The sequence below is a fragment of the Pseudorhizobium sp. NPDC055634 genome, assembly GCF_053618655.1.
In genome coordinates, this window is the sequence record NZ_JBSHHW010000008.1 from 196,345 (window position 1) to 213,008 (window position 16,664).

General features: G+C 62.0%; 16 protein-coding genes. All 16 read right to left on the minus strand.

Features of this window, described 5'->3' with window-relative positions:
- Positions 1–9: 9 nt before the first annotated feature.
- A complete protein-coding gene (gene fliQ, locus ACWGPT_RS14910; protein ID WP_452606397.1) occupies positions 10–276 on the minus strand; it encodes a flagellar biosynthesis protein FliQ in 267 nt (88 codons plus the stop codon).
- 39 nt (positions 277–315) lie between these two features.
- The gene (flgD, locus tag ACWGPT_RS14915) at positions 316–804 is read right to left on the minus strand and encodes a flagellar hook assembly protein FlgD (RefSeq protein WP_452606398.1); all 489 of its coding nucleotides are present in this window, start codon (positions 802–804) and stop codon (positions 316–318) included.
- Positions 795–1,244 (minus strand): flagellar biosynthesis repressor FlbT, encoded by a 450-nt coding sequence (gene flbT / locus ACWGPT_RS14920; RefSeq protein WP_452606399.1) that lies wholly within the window; start codon positions 1,242–1,244, stop codon positions 795–797. Before flbT ends, flgD begins: the two co-directional genes overlap by 10 nt.
- Positions 1,241–1,588, minus strand: coding sequence for a flagellar biosynthesis regulator FlaF (flaF, locus tag ACWGPT_RS14925; RefSeq protein ID WP_452606400.1), 348 nt, complete (start codon positions 1,586–1,588; stop codon positions 1,241–1,243). The genes flbT and flaF overlap by 4 nt, the downstream gene beginning before the upstream one ends.
- A 33-nt stretch (positions 1,589–1,621) precedes the next feature.
- Complete coding sequence (locus tag ACWGPT_RS14930) at positions 1,622–2,719, minus strand: flagellar hook-associated family protein (RefSeq protein ID WP_452606401.1); 1,098 nt, start codon at positions 2,717–2,719, stop codon at positions 1,622–1,624.
- A gap of 1 nt (position 2,720) precedes the next feature.
- Positions 2,721–4,187, minus strand: coding sequence for a flagellar hook-associated protein FlgK (gene flgK, locus ACWGPT_RS14935; RefSeq protein ID WP_452606402.1), 1,467 nt, complete (start codon positions 4,185–4,187; stop codon positions 2,721–2,723).
- A 27-nt stretch (positions 4,188–4,214) separates the two neighbouring features.
- Positions 4,215–5,786: a flagellar hook protein FlgE gene (locus tag ACWGPT_RS14940; protein WP_452606403.1), complete on the minus strand. Its 1,572-nt coding sequence runs from the start codon at positions 5,784–5,786 to the stop codon at positions 4,215–4,217.
- Between the two features lie 102 nt (positions 5,787–5,888).
- Positions 5,889–6,560 carry a response regulator transcription factor gene (locus tag ACWGPT_RS14945; RefSeq protein WP_452606404.1) on the minus strand — a complete coding sequence of 224 codons (672 nt, stop codon included), beginning with the start codon at positions 6,558–6,560 and terminating at the stop codon, positions 5,889–5,891.
- 280 nt (positions 6,561–6,840) lie between these two features.
- The gene (locus ACWGPT_RS14950) at positions 6,841–7,416 is read right to left on the minus strand and encodes a transglycosylase SLT domain-containing protein (RefSeq protein WP_452606405.1); all 576 of its coding nucleotides are present in this window, start codon (positions 7,414–7,416) and stop codon (positions 6,841–6,843) included.
- Positions 7,346–8,743, minus strand: a complete 1,398-nt coding sequence (gene fliK / locus ACWGPT_RS14955; RefSeq protein WP_452606406.1) for a flagellar hook-length control protein FliK — start codon at positions 8,741–8,743, stop codon at positions 7,346–7,348. Before fliK ends, ACWGPT_RS14950 begins: the two co-directional genes overlap by 71 nt.
- Positions 8,740–10,014, minus strand: coding sequence for a chemotaxis protein MotC (gene motC / locus ACWGPT_RS14960; RefSeq protein ID WP_452606422.1), 1,275 nt, complete (start codon positions 10,012–10,014; stop codon positions 8,740–8,742). The genes fliK and motC overlap by 4 nt, the downstream gene beginning before the upstream one ends.
- A gap of 11 nt (positions 10,015–10,025) precedes the next feature.
- Positions 10,026–11,336 carry a MotB family protein gene (locus ACWGPT_RS14965; protein ID WP_452606407.1) on the minus strand — a complete coding sequence of 437 codons (1,311 nt, stop codon included), beginning with the start codon at positions 11,334–11,336 and terminating at the stop codon, positions 10,026–10,028.
- The gene (locus ACWGPT_RS14970) at positions 11,333–11,971 is read right to left on the minus strand and encodes a hypothetical protein (protein WP_452606408.1); all 639 of its coding nucleotides are present in this window, start codon (positions 11,969–11,971) and stop codon (positions 11,333–11,335) included. Before ACWGPT_RS14970 ends, ACWGPT_RS14965 begins: the two co-directional genes overlap by 4 nt.
- Positions 11,972–12,172: 201 nt before the next feature.
- Positions 12,173–13,456: a flagellin N-terminal helical domain-containing protein gene (locus tag ACWGPT_RS14975; protein ID WP_452606409.1), complete on the minus strand. Its 1,284-nt coding sequence runs from the start codon at positions 13,454–13,456 to the stop codon at positions 12,173–12,175.
- 284 nt (positions 13,457–13,740) lie between these two features.
- On the minus strand, positions 13,741–14,928 hold the full coding sequence (locus tag ACWGPT_RS14980; RefSeq protein ID WP_452606410.1) for a flagellin N-terminal helical domain-containing protein: 1,188 nt from the start codon (positions 14,926–14,928) through the stop codon (positions 13,741–13,743).
- Positions 14,929–15,157: 229 nt separating this feature from the next.
- A complete protein-coding gene (locus ACWGPT_RS14985) occupies positions 15,158–16,345 on the minus strand; it encodes a flagellin N-terminal helical domain-containing protein (protein WP_452606411.1) in 1,188 nt (395 codons plus the stop codon).
- Positions 16,346–16,664: the final 319 nt, after the last annotated feature.

A 16,664-nucleotide genomic window follows, 5' to 3' on the forward strand; every position in this document is an offset into this window, starting at 1 on the left:
GCGACAGCGTCAGAAACCCGATTGCACCCGCGAGAACACGAGGTTTGCAAACAGGTTGATCTGCGCCCCGATGAAGGGGGCCGAAATGCCGATCATCACCATGATGGCGACGATCTTCGGCACGAAGGTGAGTGTCATTTCCTGCACCTGGGTAAGGGCCTGCAGGATCGCAATCCCGACGCCGACTACCATCGCCGTCAGGACGGCGGGACCGGACGCCACAAGGATGGTCCAGATCGCCGCCTGCATTATATCCAGGGCATCGGCTTCGTTCATGTCGCCAGCTCCGGCCCGAATCATCCGGGCCTCTCGTCTTCAGCTTGTTGTATCTTCGCCGGTGCCGTCGGTCGAGCCGCCAGTGGAACCTTCCGCCGGAGCCTTGACGATCGGATTGTCGGAAATCACGACGCCCGCCTGCAGGAGAACCTTTTCATTGTTCTCGGTCAGGACGATGACGCCATCGGAGTAGACCTCGACTTCCTTGACCTTGCCCATGACCTTGTCGTCGGCGCTCTGGACGTATTTGCCCACAAGGTCGCCGGCCCGGGTCAGTGCTTCCGCCTGCAGCATGCTGCGGAGATGGGCATTCGTCTGGATGGTCTGCTCGACCTGGGAGAACGAGGCGAGCTGCGACATCTGCTCGCTCGCATCCATCGGGTCGGTCGGATCCTGGTTCTTCATCTGGGCGATGAGCAACTGCAGGAAGCTGTCATAGTTCAGCCCCGCCTTCTCGGCGTCCCTCGTCGTCGCCGCCGCGTTTGCCCAGGGGTTGGACGCGGCAGTCGTTACCGGATCTACCGCCATGGAGCGATCTCCTTGCGGATCTGCTCGACCGTTGCCGGGGTCATTTCCTGGCTGTTGAGGATCCGGTCCTCGATAGGGTAGAGGCCGCGGATGGCCTTCAGGGCGTCGAAGGCCCGCCCGGAGGCGACCATGCTGTCGATCCGCTTGAGCTCCGCCAGCACTTCCTCGTTCTGGAAGCAATTCAGCAGCATGCTCACCGACTTCCGGAACAGGGCCATGGACTGGTCCTTGCCCTCGGGGTTGATCAGGATCATCTGGGCGATGAAATAGAGTTGCCGCAGCGGGGTGGTAGCATCCTCCGGCTGGAGGACGTGGTTTTCGAGCAGGAACGTCACGTCGTTGAGGAATTCCAATGCGACCTTCCGATCAACACGCAGGACGGCGCCGTTGATGAAGATGCGTTCGCCCGATTTCAGCGAGATGCGCAGCGTACTTTTCATTTAAGTCCATCCTTGATGATGGTGGTCACGTCGATGATGCCCTGATAGTTCGTCGACTCGCGCTTCCTGATCCGCTCGCATTCCTTCAAAATCCAGATTGCTATCGAAATCAGATTGGCCCGCAATTCCGAACCCAGTTCGTTTTCCGGCTGCTTCAGGTCCTCGATCAGACGTATCCAGACCCGCCGTGTGTAGTAGACCGCCTCGATCGTGTGGCGGGAATATGCTCCTGCATCGCGCGCGGCGACCAAAAGCTCTATCGATCGTTCCAGCGCCTGCCGTTCACGGTCCTTGGCGTCTGCGACGCCATCCTCCATGATCTCGGCATATGAAAACTGGTACATTCATGTATCCTTCATTTCCATGCATTTCCTCAATCATTTGAGGAAGTTAACTAGACTTAGCTGTTGCAGGCGGGCGGTCAGCGTGTAGGCTGTCTCCACCAGCGCCTCGAGACCTTTCACACGCGTCGATGCCTCGTAGGCGTCGACCGATTCCAGATCGTTGATGTGTGTGTCGATGATCTTCTTCTGGGCCTCCAGCGTCTCGTCGGCCTTCTTGACCCGCTCCGCGGAAAGGCCGAGACGCGCACGCTCGCTCGTGAGGCTGGACATCGCCTGGCCGATGTAGGCCTGGGCGCGGCCCGATACCTCTGCGCGCGTCGCATCCGGAATTTCGCTGGAGAGAAACTCCATGGCGACCAGCGAGGTCAGCACGAACTTCCGCATGCCCTCGGTGTTCGAGTTGGTGGAGGTCTCGACGATCTCGCTCTGCGTGATGCGGCTCTTCATGTTCTCGTCGGAGGCGTTCGATACGAACGCCGTCCAGAAGTCGGTCCCGACGGTCGCAATGTCGTGCGGCGGGTCCGTCAGCGGCGAGCTTCCATCGAACTTCGCTTCGATCAGATCCAGGAAATCCGTCATGTTCTGCGGGGACATGTCGCTCTTGGAGGCGATCGCATTGTCGGCCAGGAACTTCGTCAGCTCGGCATCGAAGGCCTGCTGAACCGGGGAGTCCGGGCTCGCGACGTCCTCGAACGGCTTTACGTCCGAATTGATGCCCGCGAACAGGTACTCGCCGTTGACCGAGGTGTTGGCGAAGCTGGAGAACGTGTCCAGCGCGGACTGGATGGAGGCGCGTGCGACATTGAGGTTGGTCGCATCGCTGCTGCCGCCGATGCCGATCAGCGAGTCGAGGATCTTCTGTCCGAGATCGGACATCTTCGACAGTGCTTCTTCCGACGACTCGAGCCGCTGGGTGGCAAGGGAATTGGTGGCGAGCATCGACTTGATGCGCAGCACGTCGCGCGTGAGATCGAGGCTTCGCGAGGTGTTGGCACCGAGAGCCACGCCGACATCGGCGTGCCGGCCGGTCGTGACTTCCTGCTGGGCGGCGACCATGTCCTGCTGCGCCTTCGCGACCGCGTAGCGCATCGTGGTCTGGATGCTGAGCGAGGAGATGAACGAGGTCTTCATCTCAGCGCGCCGCCTCCAGCAAGGCCTGCATCATCGCATCAACGGTCGACAGCAGCTTCGCGGCGGCCTTGTAGGACTGCTCGATGTCGAGGAGCAGGGACAGTTCCTCGTCGAGGCTCACGCCGGTCTCGCTGGAATAGGCGTCCGTTGCGCGGCTGAGCATGGCCAGCTTGTTCTCCGTCGCCGAAGTCGCCGTGCTGCGAAGCATTTCCAGCCAGCCGATCGAATCCGCCGCGAAGGCCTGAAGGTCCAGCTTGCCACCCACCTGGGTGCTGTTGGCGAAGTCGATCTTGATCTCGAATGCGTCGTCGAACTTGTTCAGGAGATCGGAGAAGCCGTTGGAGCCGTTGGTATTGACCACGTAATCCGGGCCGTTGATGCCGCCGTCACGGATCAGCATGGGATTGCCGGACGGTGGGATGACCGCGGGATTGACCTTGATGCGCGACGCAAGCCCCGGCTCGACCGTGTTGTCTGCGGGCATCGTGCCCACGTCCCAGGTGAAGAGGCCCGGCAATGTCGGCAGCGCCGGTGCGGTGGCCGGATCCGGATCGGTCTCGGCAAATGCAACGATCAGCCCGCGAGCGACCTCGTCCAGCTGGCTCTGATAGACCGGAACCACGTCATCGCGCAGCTGGAGCAGCGCCTGGAGCGAGCCCTTGGCATTGGTCTCTGCGCCGACACCGGCCTTGACCGCCACGCCGTCGATATAGATTCCGTTGCCGACCGTGGTCGCGCCGTAGGCAACGGTCGGAGAGAAGGTCACGGGACGCGGGACCGTCTCGAACAGGACCGTCCCTTCGGTCGTGTAGAGCACCTGGTCGTTGTTCTCGCGCGACAGCGTCGTGACGCCGACGATCTCCGAGATCTGCTTCAGGAGCGTCTCGCGCTCGTCGAGCGCGTCGTTCGGATTGATGCCGACCGCCGTCTCCTGCTTCACGCGATTGTTGGCGCTCTCGAACTGCGTCAGCAGCTTGTTGAGTTCGTCGACGCTTTGCTTGATGTCGTCGTCGGCACGCTTGCGGATGGCCTGCAACTGGCCAGAAGCATTGTTCAGGGAATTGGCGAGGTCGACGGCTGTGGCGATGACCGTTGCGCCGACCGTCGTCTCGCCGGGCTTGCTTGCCCAGGTTTGCAGGTTGTTGCGCAGGTTGGAGATGATGACCGACGGCGAGGCCTCATAATTGTTGCCGCCCATCAGGGACTTCACTTCTTCGAGGCCCGAAAGCAGGATCTGCTGGCCGCTGAAGAGAGAAGAGCTTTCGACCGTCTGCCGATAGAGCGCCTGGTTCTGAGAGCGCTCTATGGCGACAACGAGGGAGCCGTTGCCTCCAGTCGTCAGGACCGCGGACCGCCGGACGTAGTTGGCGTTCTGCGCGTTTGCAATGTTCTTCGACGCGACGCCGGACTGAATGCCGGTGTTGTTGAAGACGGATTGCGCCGTGGAAAGTGCGGACGAAAGTGACATGTGGGCTGCCTCTGTGAACTAGCCTCGTTATCTCTTCAGATTGACGAGAACTTCCATCAGTTCGGAACCGGTCTGAAAGACCTTGGAGTTGGCGGTGTAGTTACGCTGCGATTCGATCATCGAGGTCAGCTCTTCGGCAATATCGACGTTGGAATCTTCCAGGGCACCCGAAAGGATCTTCCCGTAGCTTCCGTTCGCCGCGTAACCCATGACGATGACGCCGGAGTCGTTGCTCTGCGAGTAGACATTGCCGGCCAGCGGCTTCAGCTGATCGGGGCTCTGCACGTCGGCCATGGCGATGCGGTACTTCGGCTCGAGCTTGCCGTTCGAGTACTTCAGGAAGACGACGCCTTCCTCGCTGATCTCGTGACCCACGACGTCGCTTGCGGCGTTGCCGTCGATCTTGCCGTTACCGACCTTGAACTCCGAAGACAGCTGGGTCGAGCCCCCGATATCGATCGTCAGGCCGTTGAAGACAGCTCCTCCGAGCGTCATCGCCTGGGTTGTGAGCGAGGTGGGGCCGACGATCTGGCCGTTGGAATCGAATTCGATGGTGGGCAAGCCGCCCTCGCCGTCAAGCGCCTCGGAGGCAACCGCAGTCGTCGTATTCTGGCCGGTCAGCGCCGAGAGATCGAGGTCGATGCCGGGAAGGCTGCCGCCGGTCGTAACCGAAGGACCGCCGACGACGAGGGCGCCGGTGACCGGATCGAACTCGAGCGATTGCGACGCGATCGCCGTGGAGCTCGACATGCCGTCAAAGACTTCGAGATCCCAGCCGGTCGCGGTCTTGGTGTATTCGTATCTCAGGGTGCGGGCGTTCCCGGCTGCGTCGTAAACCACGCCGCTCGTCTGGAACTCGGTGCCCGTGGCCGAGGACGCGTTCAGATTGCCCGTCAGCGACACGTTTGCGGTGGCCGCCGTCGCAGGATCGACGGCCGTGCGAAGGACGGAAACGCCCTCGTAGGTCACGTCCACCGTCCAGGTGTTGTCGGCCATCTTCGTGTACTTGAAATCCAGGAGACGGGTGTTGCCCTGGCTGTCATAGGCAACGAGCGAAGTCGTCTTCTCGTAGCCGACGGCTTCCTTGGAGGGCAGGTTCACGTCGAGGATACCGGTCCGGGAGGCGGTCGCATTGAGCGATCCGGAGGACAGGTTGATCTCCGTCAGGCCGTCGAAGCCGTTGACGACGATCGTCGGATCCTCGGTCGAGGAGTACTGGTAGCCCATCAGCGTGAAGCCGGCCGCGTTCTGCAGCGTGCCGTCCGACATGCCGGTGAAGTTGCCTGCCCGGGTCAGGTACTCGATGCCGTCGGAACCCTGGACGATGAAGAAGCCGCGACCGTTGATCGCGAGGTCCGTGGACGAGGTCGTGTAGGTGAACGTGCCCTGGGAGGAGATGGAATAGCGAACGTTCGTGGTGACGCCGCCGGAATTGTACGCACCCTCGCTGGAAGGGAGGATCAGCGACGAGAACTGGGCCGACGCCTTCTTGTAACCTGCGGTCGAGGCATTGGCGATGTTATCGCCTACGGTACTCAGCCGATTGGCCTGGGCGTTCATGCCGGACACACCGGTTCTCATGGTTCCGTAGAGGCTCATATCCAATCCTCGTTGCAGCTGTACTATCGGGAGAGTAGGGGGCGGGCCTTGCGTGAGGCTGTCTGGATTCCGCTTCGTCGGACGAAGCGAAATCTTGTTTGGTCAGTTCCAGTCGATGCAGTAACCGAGGAACCGCTTGGAATCGATCGGATCGGTGCCGAGCCGCTTGCGCAGTTTCTTGCGAAGCTTGCTGATATGGCTTTCCACCACGTTCTCCTCGACCTCCTCGTCGAAGATGCCGTAGATCGCGTTGAAAATCTGGGTCTTGGAAACCCGCCGGCCGCGGTTGGCGACCAGGTATTCCAAGATGCGCCGTTCGCGGCGCGGCAGCGGGAAGAGCTCGCCGGCGATTTCCGGATCACGCCCGTCGGAGAACACACGGATCTTGCCGACGTCGGTATGATTGGCGATCGCCTTCAGGCGACGCCTGATCGCTGCGGCGCGCGCCAAAATTTCGCGCGGATGGACAGGCTTGCGCACGACATCGTCCACGCCGCTGTCGAAGAGAGCGAGCGTCGCATCGAGCGACGGCTGGTCGCTGACCGCGATGACCGGAGCCTGGGAGCGGTCGCGGATCGTCCGCGGCAGCTCCAGCATACAGTCGCCCTGACCGATCAGGAACGCCTCGACGGCATGCAGATCCCCGTCGGCTGCCGTGTTCACCCACTCGGTGAACTCTGCCGGGTCGAAGCCGGTCGAGGGAATGCCCTCCCGGCCAAAAAGAGAAGTATAGCCATTTTTCACGAGCTCGCGCTCGTCAACCACTACGATCATTCGTCCGCCTCCGAATCAGTTGTGGTGTTTCGATGAGGCTATGGGTACGAATCGGGCGAATCGGGCACAAGCTGCAGGAAGTTAACCAAACAAATTAATAGTTGATTAACCAGCGGCTCCTGATTTGCACTAGATATAGTGTCCCTCGGCGCGAGGAGCACAATTTTTTCTGTGATAAATTAACCGTTCTTGCTTCCGGCACTTGCGCCGCCCAATTTTGCCTCAAAGTTTCGAGGCACGGATTTGCGGTCTCTGCGGAGGCAAATACACGTTCAGGTTGTCAATTCGCGCAGAAGGCCGAGGCGTTGGACGTCCACTTTCCGTAGCCCGTGGCGACCAGATTACCGATCACGCGGCAAACATATTTCTTCTGGGCGGGATCGTTATTGGGCCCCGCATGGTATCGCGCCACCGCCATGGTCCATGTCTCGTGACGGTTGTGGAGGTTGCGCAGGAACTTCGCGGCATACTCCACGTTGCGCCTAGGCTCGAACATCTCTTCCGCGGACGAGAAGTTCTCGCCGTGGAAATGGTGGTTGATCTGCATGCATCCGATGTCGATGAGCTTGCGCCCCTCACGCCGCGCGGCCTCGAAAACGCCAAGCGCCTCCTGTGTCGAAGCGGGGTAATAGGCCTTTCCCTCGACATTCATGGCATAGGCGTAGAGGCTTCCCTTGCGCCCGGTCTCGGTGAGGCCGACCGAATAGAGGATGCCCTCGGGTACCCCGTATTTGGCAGCGGCCGCCTGGATCTCGCGCTCGCAGGCCCCTGCAGAGGCCATTGCGTCAGAGGTAAAGCTGGCCGCTGCGAGCCCCGACAGGATCAGAAGAAGCAATCTTGTCCGCGCCCAGTTCATTCCCGTCTGCCCTTCCGTCCATCGCGATATCGAACCCCGGTTGCTGCTGCTCCCGGTTCTGCGCATTGCCGTTCTTCTCCCCGTTCCCCGCCATCTGCTGACCGGTCGCGGCATTCTGCTGTCCCTTCTGCTGGTCGGTTTCGGACGTGGAGGAAATGTTGATGGTCACCTGGTCGACGGAGAAGCCATGCGACTTCAACGCGTCGAGCATGCCCTTGCTATCCTCGCTCAGCTGCCGGTATGCCGCACGTGTTTCCACGGTAAGATGAACGTGCAACTCCTCGCCGATCAGCCGCAGGGTTGCGGTCACTGTACCGAGGTCATGGGGCGTCATCTGCAGTTTCAGCATCTGCACGGCGGAGCCTGTCGCCCGGCCGGCGAGTGTGTCGGAGCCCACTTCACCCGACCGCATGGCCGAGGACCAACCCGGGTCACCGGTGATGCCGGCCAGCAGCGAAGTGCTGTTGGAGGTAGGCGCAAGCCCCAGGAAGCGCCGGGATTCGACGATCGAGACGTTTTCGATTGCGGCGGCGTTGCCGCGCTTCTCGCCGACGTTTTCGCGCGGGTTCGCAGCGCGCGTCAGTTCGGCAGCGACATCCCCGCCCTTGCCGTCAGAAAAACGAAAACCGCGTGCGGGCTCTACGGCGTCATCGAGTTCGGTTGTCGGCATTTCCAGGGTGTCGCCCGGGGCGGCCGCGCCCCGACGCAGGACTTCGCCGGTTGCTCCGCCGCGCGCAGCGCCCTCTCTCTCGGATGCGCGCCCTTCGCCTGCAGCCGTGTTTCGGCCCGAAGCGGACCAGGCCTGTGCTGGTCCGGCGAGTATGCTCAGGAGTTCCGTCGTTCCTTGGGTTTCAACGCCCTCGGGGGCGTTCGCGTCGGACGAAGCGGCACCGTCTTCAGATGGCTCGCCGGCCTCTTCGGTCGCGTCCTTGCCCCCCACGACCGCAATCAGTCCGCGCTTCGGATCGACAACGCCAGCGGGATCGACCTTTGCGTTCAATCCTGCCTGTGAGATGGATATCCGGGAGGACGCCGTCTCGGCGAGCCCATGCCGGGTTGCGAGAGCAAACTTGCTGATACGGCTCACGACAGGCGCAGGCGAATTCGCCTCGCCAGCCGTGACGTCCTTCTCCCGACTCCCCTCGCCATGAGCATCGCCATCGGCTTCGGCGCCGGCCTGAGGCTTTCCCTCGTCTGCGCCGCGTCCGCTCAGTCGCGTCAGGGCGCTGGAAAAACCGGCTTCGCCATCATCGGTCTGGCCCGATCGTCCAGAGCCCCTGATGGCAGGCTCGGACGTCGCTGCCTTGGATAGACCATCCAGCATCATTGAACTACGCCTTCCTGTTTCAGAAGATCGTCGATCTCGTTCAGCTTGGAGCGACCGGATTCGACAAAGGTCTGGATTTCGGGATCAATCTCGATGCCGCTCGCTACGGGCGCCGGGAGCGCCACGACTGCAGAACCCGGATCTTCATTCCCGGGTGACGCATCCATGTTCTGGGCGTCCGATCGAGGCTCGACTTTGACGCCTGCATCTTGTGCGAAGCTGTCCGCTGTCGGCCGGCGGAGAACCTCGCTTGCAATCGCCTGCGCTGCGGCTCGCAGAGCCTGATCACGCGGAGAGAGTTCTTCCTCGGGAATGGCCGCGAGATCCTCGAGCGCGCTTCCTACGTCCGATGTCGGGATGTTGGCGACGCCGCCATAGAGCTTGGCCAGCACTTCCGGGCCATCGGCTGTCAGGCCCGCAAGGGCTGCGGCCTTGCCGGACGCGAGGCGGGCGAGATCGTTCTTGCCGTCGAGGGTGGCGCGGCGTGCTATGCGGAGGAAAACCCCCCGACGGCGATCGACATCCATGAACTCGATGGTGGCATCGATGTCGGGTTCGGCAATCGCCGGATAATGCTCGACGACGAGCTGGACGAAGAAATCCACGAACTGGCTGGCATAGGGCGAATGGACGAAACGCCGGGCGTACTTGCGGGAATAGGCGAGCCCCTTGTCGACCAGGTCGGCATCGACGGCAATCGCCACGGAACGGCGCAGTGCGGTTTCCTCGATGATCGTCCCCGGCGCTCCCAGGCGCGCGATATCGTAGAATTCAAGCGCGCCCACCGGGTTTTCGGGCACGGTGACATTGCCGCTGACGAGCGCGATGTATGGGCCGATCGCCTGGTCGCGATACTCGAGCGCCATGTCCCCCAGGCTCTTGGCCACGAGGGTTCCCCTGCCCGCCAGGTACTTTCGCAACGCATCGGCAACGCGACTGTCGAAATTGCCGGAAATGTCCCGCTCGACGAGGTGCTCGAGCGTGGCGGGATTGCCGCCGCTCATCGCATAGATCAACGCTGCGTCGACATTGCGGGGATCGTCGAAGGTCGAGGCATTCGCCGCCCGCAGAGCCGCATCGATCTTGTTGAGCATGAAGCGCTGCATCTCGCCGGCCGAATGGTCGCCGAGTGCAACCGTATCCTGCACGAACTGCAACGAACGGAGCATGATGTACGGAGCAAGGTCGGGCGCATTCTGGGCACCCGCCGTACGTGCGGGCAGCCCTCCCAGGAGGAGGACCGCGCCGAGAGCAGCCGAGCGAAACCCCATCCGCGGCATGGCTATCCCTCGTCCGCGTGCAGGAGGATTTCGATGCGCCGGTTTGCGGCGGCCAGCGGATCGTCAGGGACCTGCAGCCGTCGATCGGCATAGCCGGAGACCTGCTGAACGCGTCCTTCCTCCAGTCCGCCGCGCACCAGCATGTAATAGGCACTGTGCGCGCGGGCCATGGAAAGCCGCCAGTTGTCGTTCTCGCCACCCTTGAACTGGCGCCCGTCCGTATGGCCGCGCACGAGGATGGCGCCGCCGCGCTCCTGCAGGATGCGGCCGATCTTTTCCATCGCCAGGACCATCTCGCGGCGCGGGACTGCAGAACCGATGTTGAACATGGAATCGGCAGCCTGGTCGGATATCGTCACGAGCAGCCCGCCTTCCGCCGGGGTCACCACCAGGCCGTCCGCGAGCTTTCCGGCGACACCGCTGATCTGCCGGGCAATCTCCTGGCGCAGCGCATCGGCGTCCGACGCTGTTCGGGCGGCGGCATCCGCGACATCGTCCGCCGGCGCGTCGGCGACTTCCTCGTCCGCCCGGCCGGGCCTCGCCTCGCCCGCGGCCGCTTCGGTCGCGGCTTCCGGCTTTGCCTCCGCCTCGACTTCGCTCTCCGTCTTGCGCTTGCTTTCGGGCAGCTCGGTATCCCGCCGCGGTTGGGGCATGGCGAGCGCAATCTCTTCTTCCGAAACAGGTTCGGCCTCGCTCGCGGGGGCGGATGGCGCCTCCTTCTTTTCCTCAGCCCGGGTCACCTGCACCTGCTGCGTCCAGAAATCGGGATCGAACGGATCGCGATAGGCCTCCCCGCCATCGGCGCCGGTTGCCGGACCGGAATCTGCCGCACCCCCCTCGCCCTTGGCGCTGATGTTCGCCTGCTGGCCGACTTCCTGGGCAATTTCCGCGAGCACCGAATAGGGGTTCTCGAAATAGTCAGCTTCGGAATAGTTGGTTTCGTCGCCAGAGTTCGAGGTCATGTCCTCGCCGGACGCCGCGGCCGAGCCGACGGTTTTGCCGTCGGCCTTGACGTTGGAGCGCTCGCTCTGCTCCTCGCCCTCCGCCTGGTCGACAGGCTTCTCGATGCCTTTTTCCGCCGGCGTCTCGTCGGACAGCTTGATCGGATTGAAGTAGCTGGCCATGGAAGCCTTGGTTTCCTCGTTGGCCGCATTCACGAGCCACATCACGAGGAAGAATGCCATCATCGCGGTCATGAAGTCCGCATAGGCGATCTTCCAGGCGCCGCCATGGGCACCGTCGTGGTCGCCGCGATGCTTCTTGACGATGATGATCTCGTTCTTGCCGTGGTGATGGTTCTCCGAGTCGCTCATGCAAGTAGCTCCTTCACCCGTGCCGACCAGGCCGAAAGGCGTGTCACGAGCGCCGGGTCACCGAGGTCGGCGGAAATGTCGAGATCGTCCGCCTCGACGTGGCGGATCAGAGAGGAGATCTCGCCACCAAGCACCTCCGACAGACGGACGCGCAAATGCTCCGGCCCGCGGATCGTCACGGTTGCCACGTCACCTTCCAGCACCGCCGCCCGGATGAGGTCCGCCATGTCGACGATCGCCTTGCTGACCAGGGTCTCCTCGACGAGGGGTGCGAGCACCTTCGCGGTCTGGTCGCTCACCGCTTCGGCGACAGCTATCGCGATCTCGGCAAGCTTGGACTGGACGAGCTGGACGATCTCGTTGTCGAAACCGGCCTTCAGGGACGCCAGTTCGGCCTCGTGAGCCGCGACGAGAGCGGCGCGTTCCTCATCCAATTTCGCCTGCAGCTCCTGCGTCGCCGCCTCATATCCCCGGGCATGGGCCTCGGAACGCTCCGTCTCAAGGTCGATAGGCTCCTCGACGGGCACATCCGTCGCGAAATCGGAAAAATCGAAACCGCCGGCCGCCTCCGGAGGGGCGGGCGGCGGCGACACTTCACCGAAATCCTTCAGAAAACGCGCAATCGAGGCTGTCATTCCGGGAACCTGCTCATATGTCCTGTTCAAGCTAGCGCATGCGCGGCAACAAAGGATTACCGCCGGCGCCAACCGATTGCGCCGCGTCACCCGAAAGGAAGCCCGGCATCTGCCAGCAGGCTAGATTTCCAAGCTTGTGCGAGGATGAAGGTGGGCTGCGATGTCCGCGACCGGCGGGCCACGGACCATCGGGCGTCATTGCTACTGCCTGAAGAGGGTCAGGATGCTTTCGGCATTGGTATTGGCGATGGAGAGTGACTGGATGCCGAGCTGCTGCTGCGTCTGCAGCGCCTTCAGGCGGGTCGACTCCTCGTTCATGTCCGCATCGACCAGTCGACCGATGCCCTTGTCGATCACGTTGATCAGGGAGGCGATGAAATCCTCCTGCAGGTCGATGCGGCTCTGGATCGATCCGAGACTTGAAGCGGCGCTGGTCATCGCAAGGAGCTGCTGGTCGACGAAGCTCATGATGGCGTCGAGGGCATCCGTCTCCTCCTCGATCGATCCCGGCACGACGGCGTTCATCGCAACCGCATAGTCGGCGAGCCGGGTAATATCCAGCGTCACCACGGAGAGGTCGATCTTGCGGGTGTTCAGGTTGTTTGCCGGCAGGACGACATAGAAGAAATCATCCGTACCATCGTTGTGCACCCTCCCGGTCGTCTCGGGCGGCGTCGCAGGATCGGTCGTCGTGACCTCGACCCAGAGATTTTCCTGCACCTTGTAATAGGACGACGTGCCGTCCGAGTAGATGGCGGCATCGGTATTGGTGTCGGCGCCGAGCGCGGCGAGCTGTGCGTCGGTATAGACCGGCACGGCATAGCTCGTTCCGGTGATTAGGCCCGTACCATCGTCGGTCGACGTCGTGACGGTGGTCTCCCCCTTGGCTACGTAAGCCAGGTCGCGGTCCAGGATACCCAGTTTGCCGCCGCTGGTGTCGAACAGGACGGTCTTCGAGTTCATCGGGTACTCGACAGTGGTAACCGCTACCTCGCCATTGGGGCCGCGGGTGAAGGCGGATACCACCTCCTTCAGCAGCTTCCGTTCCTCCGCCGGATTTCCGCCGTCGCTGATGACACCCTGGATCCAGTTCTCGCCGGAGAAGCTGGCCGATTCGGAGATACTGCTCAGCTGCTCCTGCAGCTGCTCGATCTCTTCCTGGATCTTCGAACGGTCTACCCCGACGCCGTAGGCGGCGACGATCTTCGACTTGATCTCCTGTACCGTCGCAATGGCGCTTTCCATCGCCTCATAGGCGGTGTCGACCTTCGCCGCGCCAAGGCCGAGTGCATCCTGCACGGTTGACAGGGTGCCGTTGTCGGAGCGCATCGTGGTGGCGATCGACCAGTAGGCGGCGTTATCCTCGGCGGTTTCGACGCGAAGGCCGGTGGAGACGCGCGCCTGTGTCGTCTCGAGGTCCCGGTCGATCGACCGGAGCGTCTGAAGTGCCGCCATGGCCGCGATGTTCGTCAGGATACTGGTCATTGCCCTGCCTCTGTCTTGTATGCCGATGTGCATCAGGACGACGACAGGAGGGCGTCATGCTCTGCCGCCTTTTCCCCTCATGGGCGGGCGGTCTGCCGTTCGTTAACATATCGTTAACATGACAGGTAGCAGCCGAGGCTTGCCCGAGGCAGACCGGCAGCAGCACCGGCATTGGTGTCCATCACGGGCCAGGCGCGCGAAAACCGCGCCCCTTGCGGGGCGCGGCTTCCATCATGACTTTCAGTCCGCAGGGCGGGACGAAGACGCCCCTAGCCGGGCTCCGCTTACTGGCGGAAGAGAGTCAGGATGTTCTCGGATGCGGTGTTGGCGATGGAGAGCGCCTGGATGGCTAGCTGCTGCTGGGTCTGGAGCGCCTTCAGACGGGTCGATTCCTCGTTCATGTCGGCATCGACGAGACGACCGATGCCCGAGTCGATGGAATCGGTCAGGGCCGCGATGAACTCCTCCTGCATCCCGATGCGCATGGCGATCGAACCGAGATCGGCGGTCGCGCTGGTCATGGCTTCCAGCGCAGCGTCCGTCGCCTGCACCATCACGTCCAGTTCAGCATTGGAAAGTGCCGTGATGTTCACCGTGTCGAGCGACGCCGGAGCCACCACTACCGTGCCGGCGGGGATCGGAGTCGTGTCCACGACCCAGTTGCTTCCCCCGCTCGCCGCGGCGATTTCCTGGCCCGGTGCAGCCGATTCGTCCACGGCCTTTACCCATACGCCCTGGATCTTGACGTAGTCCCCGGCGGGCGTCGTGGTGTTGGCGTAGTTGCCGTCAAAGGTCGCGCCTTCGGCAATCAGCTTGTCGATGGAATAGGCGATCACCGTATGCTTGGACGTTATACCGCTTGTATTGATGTCCAGCGTGATGGAGGCCGGCGTTACGTTGAACACGCGGTCGAGGATGCCGAGATCGCCGCCCTGGTCGAACAGGACCGTGTTTGCGCCCAGGTCGTACTCGATTTTCTTGACAGACACCGACCCGTTTTCGCTGCGGATGAAGGATCCGACGACGTTCTTCTGGACGATGTTGCCCGTGGCGTTGGTGAGGTCGGCCTGCATCCAGTTTTCACCGGAGAAGGACGCCGCGGAGGATATGCTGCGAAGCTGCTCCTGCAGCTGTTCGATTTCTTCCTGGATCTTTGCGCGGTCGACGCCTTCTTCGGTCGCCGCGACCATCTTGGCCTTGATTTCCTTTACGACTTCCACGGCGCTTTCCATGGCCGCGTAGGCCGTGTCGACCTTGGCGGCCCCGAGACCGAGTGCGTCCTGGACGGCCGAAAGGGCCATGTTGTCGGAGCGCATCGTCGTCGCGATGGACCAGTAGGCTGCATTGTCCGAGGCCGTGCCCACGCGCAAACCGGTGGAGACGCGGGACTGGGTATCGACCATGCTGCTGTCGATGGACCGAAGGGTCTGAAGCGCAGCCATGGCTGCGACATTGGTAAGAATGCTCGTCATGATAGTTGCCCCTGTATTGGCTAGAAGAGGGACATCCCGGAAGCGCCGGGCACGATGGTGTGGCCTAATGCCGTTAACCGCTTCTTCGTCTTGGTTAACCCATCGTTACGATGAGTGCAGTTAAGCCCGGCATGGTTAACAAACCTTAAACGCGAATTCATAAAGTTTAACAAAACGCGAAAGGCCGCCCCGGGAGGGGGCGGCCTTTGTCTTGCTGTCTGTCCGAGGATTAACGGAACAGCGACAGGATGACTTCCGAAGAAGAGTTGGCGATCGAGAGCGACTGGATGGCCAGCTGCTGCTGCGTCTGCAGTGCCTTCAGGCGGGTCGATTCCTCGTTCATGTCGGCATCCACCAGGCGGCCGATACCGGAGTCGATCGATTCCATGAGGCTCTTCACGAACTCTTCCTGCATGCCGATGCGCATGCCGATCGAGCCGAGGTCGGCGGCGGCGCTCGTCATGTCGGTCAGGGCTTCGTCGACACCCGAGATCAGGGCGTCGAGCTGGGCGTTGGAAAGAGCGACGATGTTGATGTCGGCGATGGACTGCGGGGCGGCAACGTTGGTTGCCGGTGCAGCGCCGGTGTCGATACCGTAGAAGGTGCCGCCTTCATCGTGTACCGCTTCCTGGCCGGTGCCGGTAACGTCTTCTGCCAGAACCCAGTTGTTGTCGTCGATCTTCACGTAGAAGGCGCCGGCGACTTCGGCGAGCTGGGTCGTCTTGGCGCCAACCGTGTTGGTGGTGAAGACCGCGTTCTGGTCGATCAGTTCGTCTACGGAGTAGGCGCCGACCGTGTACTTGGAGGTGATGCCGTCGATGTTGACGTCGACCGTGACGCTCTTCTGCGAAACGTTGTAGACGCGGTCGAGGATACCGGTGTTGCCGACGGTGTCGAACAGGACGTTGTCGCCGGTCAGGGCATAGTCAACCTTCTTGACCGAAACGCTGCCGTCGTCGGCGCGAACGAACGAAGCGACAACCGACTTGGTGGTCGCGACGCTGAGGTTTGCCTGAAGCCAGTTTTCGCCGGAGAACGAAGCGGCGGATGCGATCGATGTCAGCTGATCCTTCAGCTGGTTGATCTCTTCCTGGATCTTCGAACGGTCGACGCCATCCTCGGTCGCGGCAACCAGCTTGGCCTTGATTTCCTTGACGACTTCGATCGCCGATTCCATACCGGCATAGGCGGTGTCGACCTTTGCTGCGCCGAGACCGAGGGCGTCCTGGACGGCGGAAAGAGCCATGTTGTCGGAACGCATGGTCGTCGCGATCGACCAGTAGGCGGCGTTGTCGGCAGCTCCGCCAACGCGGAGGCCGGACGATACGCGAGCCTGCGTCTCTTCCATGTTGGAGGAGATGCCGCGAAGCGTGGAGAGCGCAGCCATAGCTGCGACGTTGGTCAGAATGCTCGTCATTGTATGAGGTGCCCCTTGGATGGCTGATGTTTGAAGGGACATTCCGGATTGACCCGGGAGACGGCGCACAGCTTCATGCTTATCAACCCGTTAATTATTAAGGTTAACTCGCCGTCTTGATGAGGCTAGCTAACGCCTGCTTGGTTAATGAACGGCTAAAGTACCCCCCTCAAGGATTGCACTCATAGAGTTTATTTTACAGCTTTCGCGTGCGCGCGCGTGGCAGAACAAGCTCGTGACCAATCACCGCTGGGCACTGTCCGCGTTCGGCACAGCCAGCGCCGCACGCCTGACAACCGCGTCGACCGTGTACTGCCTC

What these genes read in the sequence shown, in the direction of transcription:
- fliK (WP_452606406.1), bottom strand. Translation starts at nt 8,743, where the DNA reads ATGATGCTGGATGGTCTATCCAAGGCAGCGACGTCCGAGCCTGCCATC.
- ACWGPT_RS14940 (WP_452606403.1), bottom strand. Translation starts at nt 5,786, where the DNA reads ATGAGCCTCTACGGAACCATGAGAACCGGTGTGTCCGGCATGAACGCC.
- ACWGPT_RS14930 (WP_452606401.1), bottom strand. Translation starts at nt 2,719, where the DNA reads ATGAAGACCTCGTTCATCTCCTCGCTCAGCATCCAGACCACGATGCGC.
- ACWGPT_RS14975 (WP_452606409.1), bottom strand. Translation starts at nt 13,456, where the DNA reads ATGACCAGTATCCTGACGAACATCGCGGCCATGGCGGCACTTCAGACG.
- ACWGPT_RS14970 (WP_452606408.1), bottom strand. Translation starts at nt 11,971, where the DNA reads ATGACAGCCTCGATTGCGCGTTTTCTGAAGGATTTCGGTGAAGTGTCG.
- flaF (WP_452606400.1), bottom strand. Translation starts at nt 1,588, where the DNA reads ATGTACCAGTTTTCATATGCCGAGATCATGGAGGATGGCGTCGCAGAC.
- motC (WP_452606422.1), bottom strand. Translation starts at nt 10,014, where the DNA reads ATGGGGTTTCGCTCGGCTGCTCTCGGCGCGGTCCTCCTCCTGGGAGGG.
- ACWGPT_RS14965 (WP_452606407.1), bottom strand. Translation starts at nt 11,336, where the DNA reads ATGAGCGACTCGGAGAACCATCACCACGGCAAGAACGAGATCATCATC.
- ACWGPT_RS14985 (WP_452606411.1), bottom strand. Translation starts at nt 16,345, where the DNA reads ATGACGAGCATTCTGACCAACGTCGCAGCTATGGCTGCGCTCTCCACG.
- flgD (WP_452606398.1), bottom strand. Translation starts at nt 804, where the DNA reads ATGGCGGTAGATCCGGTAACGACTGCCGCGTCCAACCCCTGGGCAAAC.
- ACWGPT_RS14950 (WP_452606405.1), bottom strand. Translation starts at nt 7,416, where the DNA reads ATGAACTGGGCGCGGACAAGATTGCTTCTTCTGATCCTGTCGGGGCTC.
- ACWGPT_RS14945 (WP_452606404.1), bottom strand. Translation starts at nt 6,560, where the DNA reads ATGATCGTAGTGGTTGACGAGCGCGAGCTCGTGAAAAATGGCTATACT.
- ACWGPT_RS14980 (WP_452606410.1), bottom strand. Translation starts at nt 14,928, where the DNA reads ATGACGAGCATTCTTACCAATGTCGCAGCCATGGCTGCGCTTCAGACC.
- flbT (WP_452606399.1), bottom strand. Translation starts at nt 1,244, where the DNA reads ATGAAAAGTACGCTGCGCATCTCGCTGAAATCGGGCGAACGCATCTTC.
- flgK (WP_452606402.1), bottom strand. Translation starts at nt 4,187, where the DNA reads ATGTCACTTTCGTCCGCACTTTCCACGGCGCAATCCGTCTTCAACAAC.
- fliQ (WP_452606397.1), bottom strand. Translation starts at nt 276, where the DNA reads ATGAACGAAGCCGATGCCCTGGATATAATGCAGGCGGCGATCTGGACC.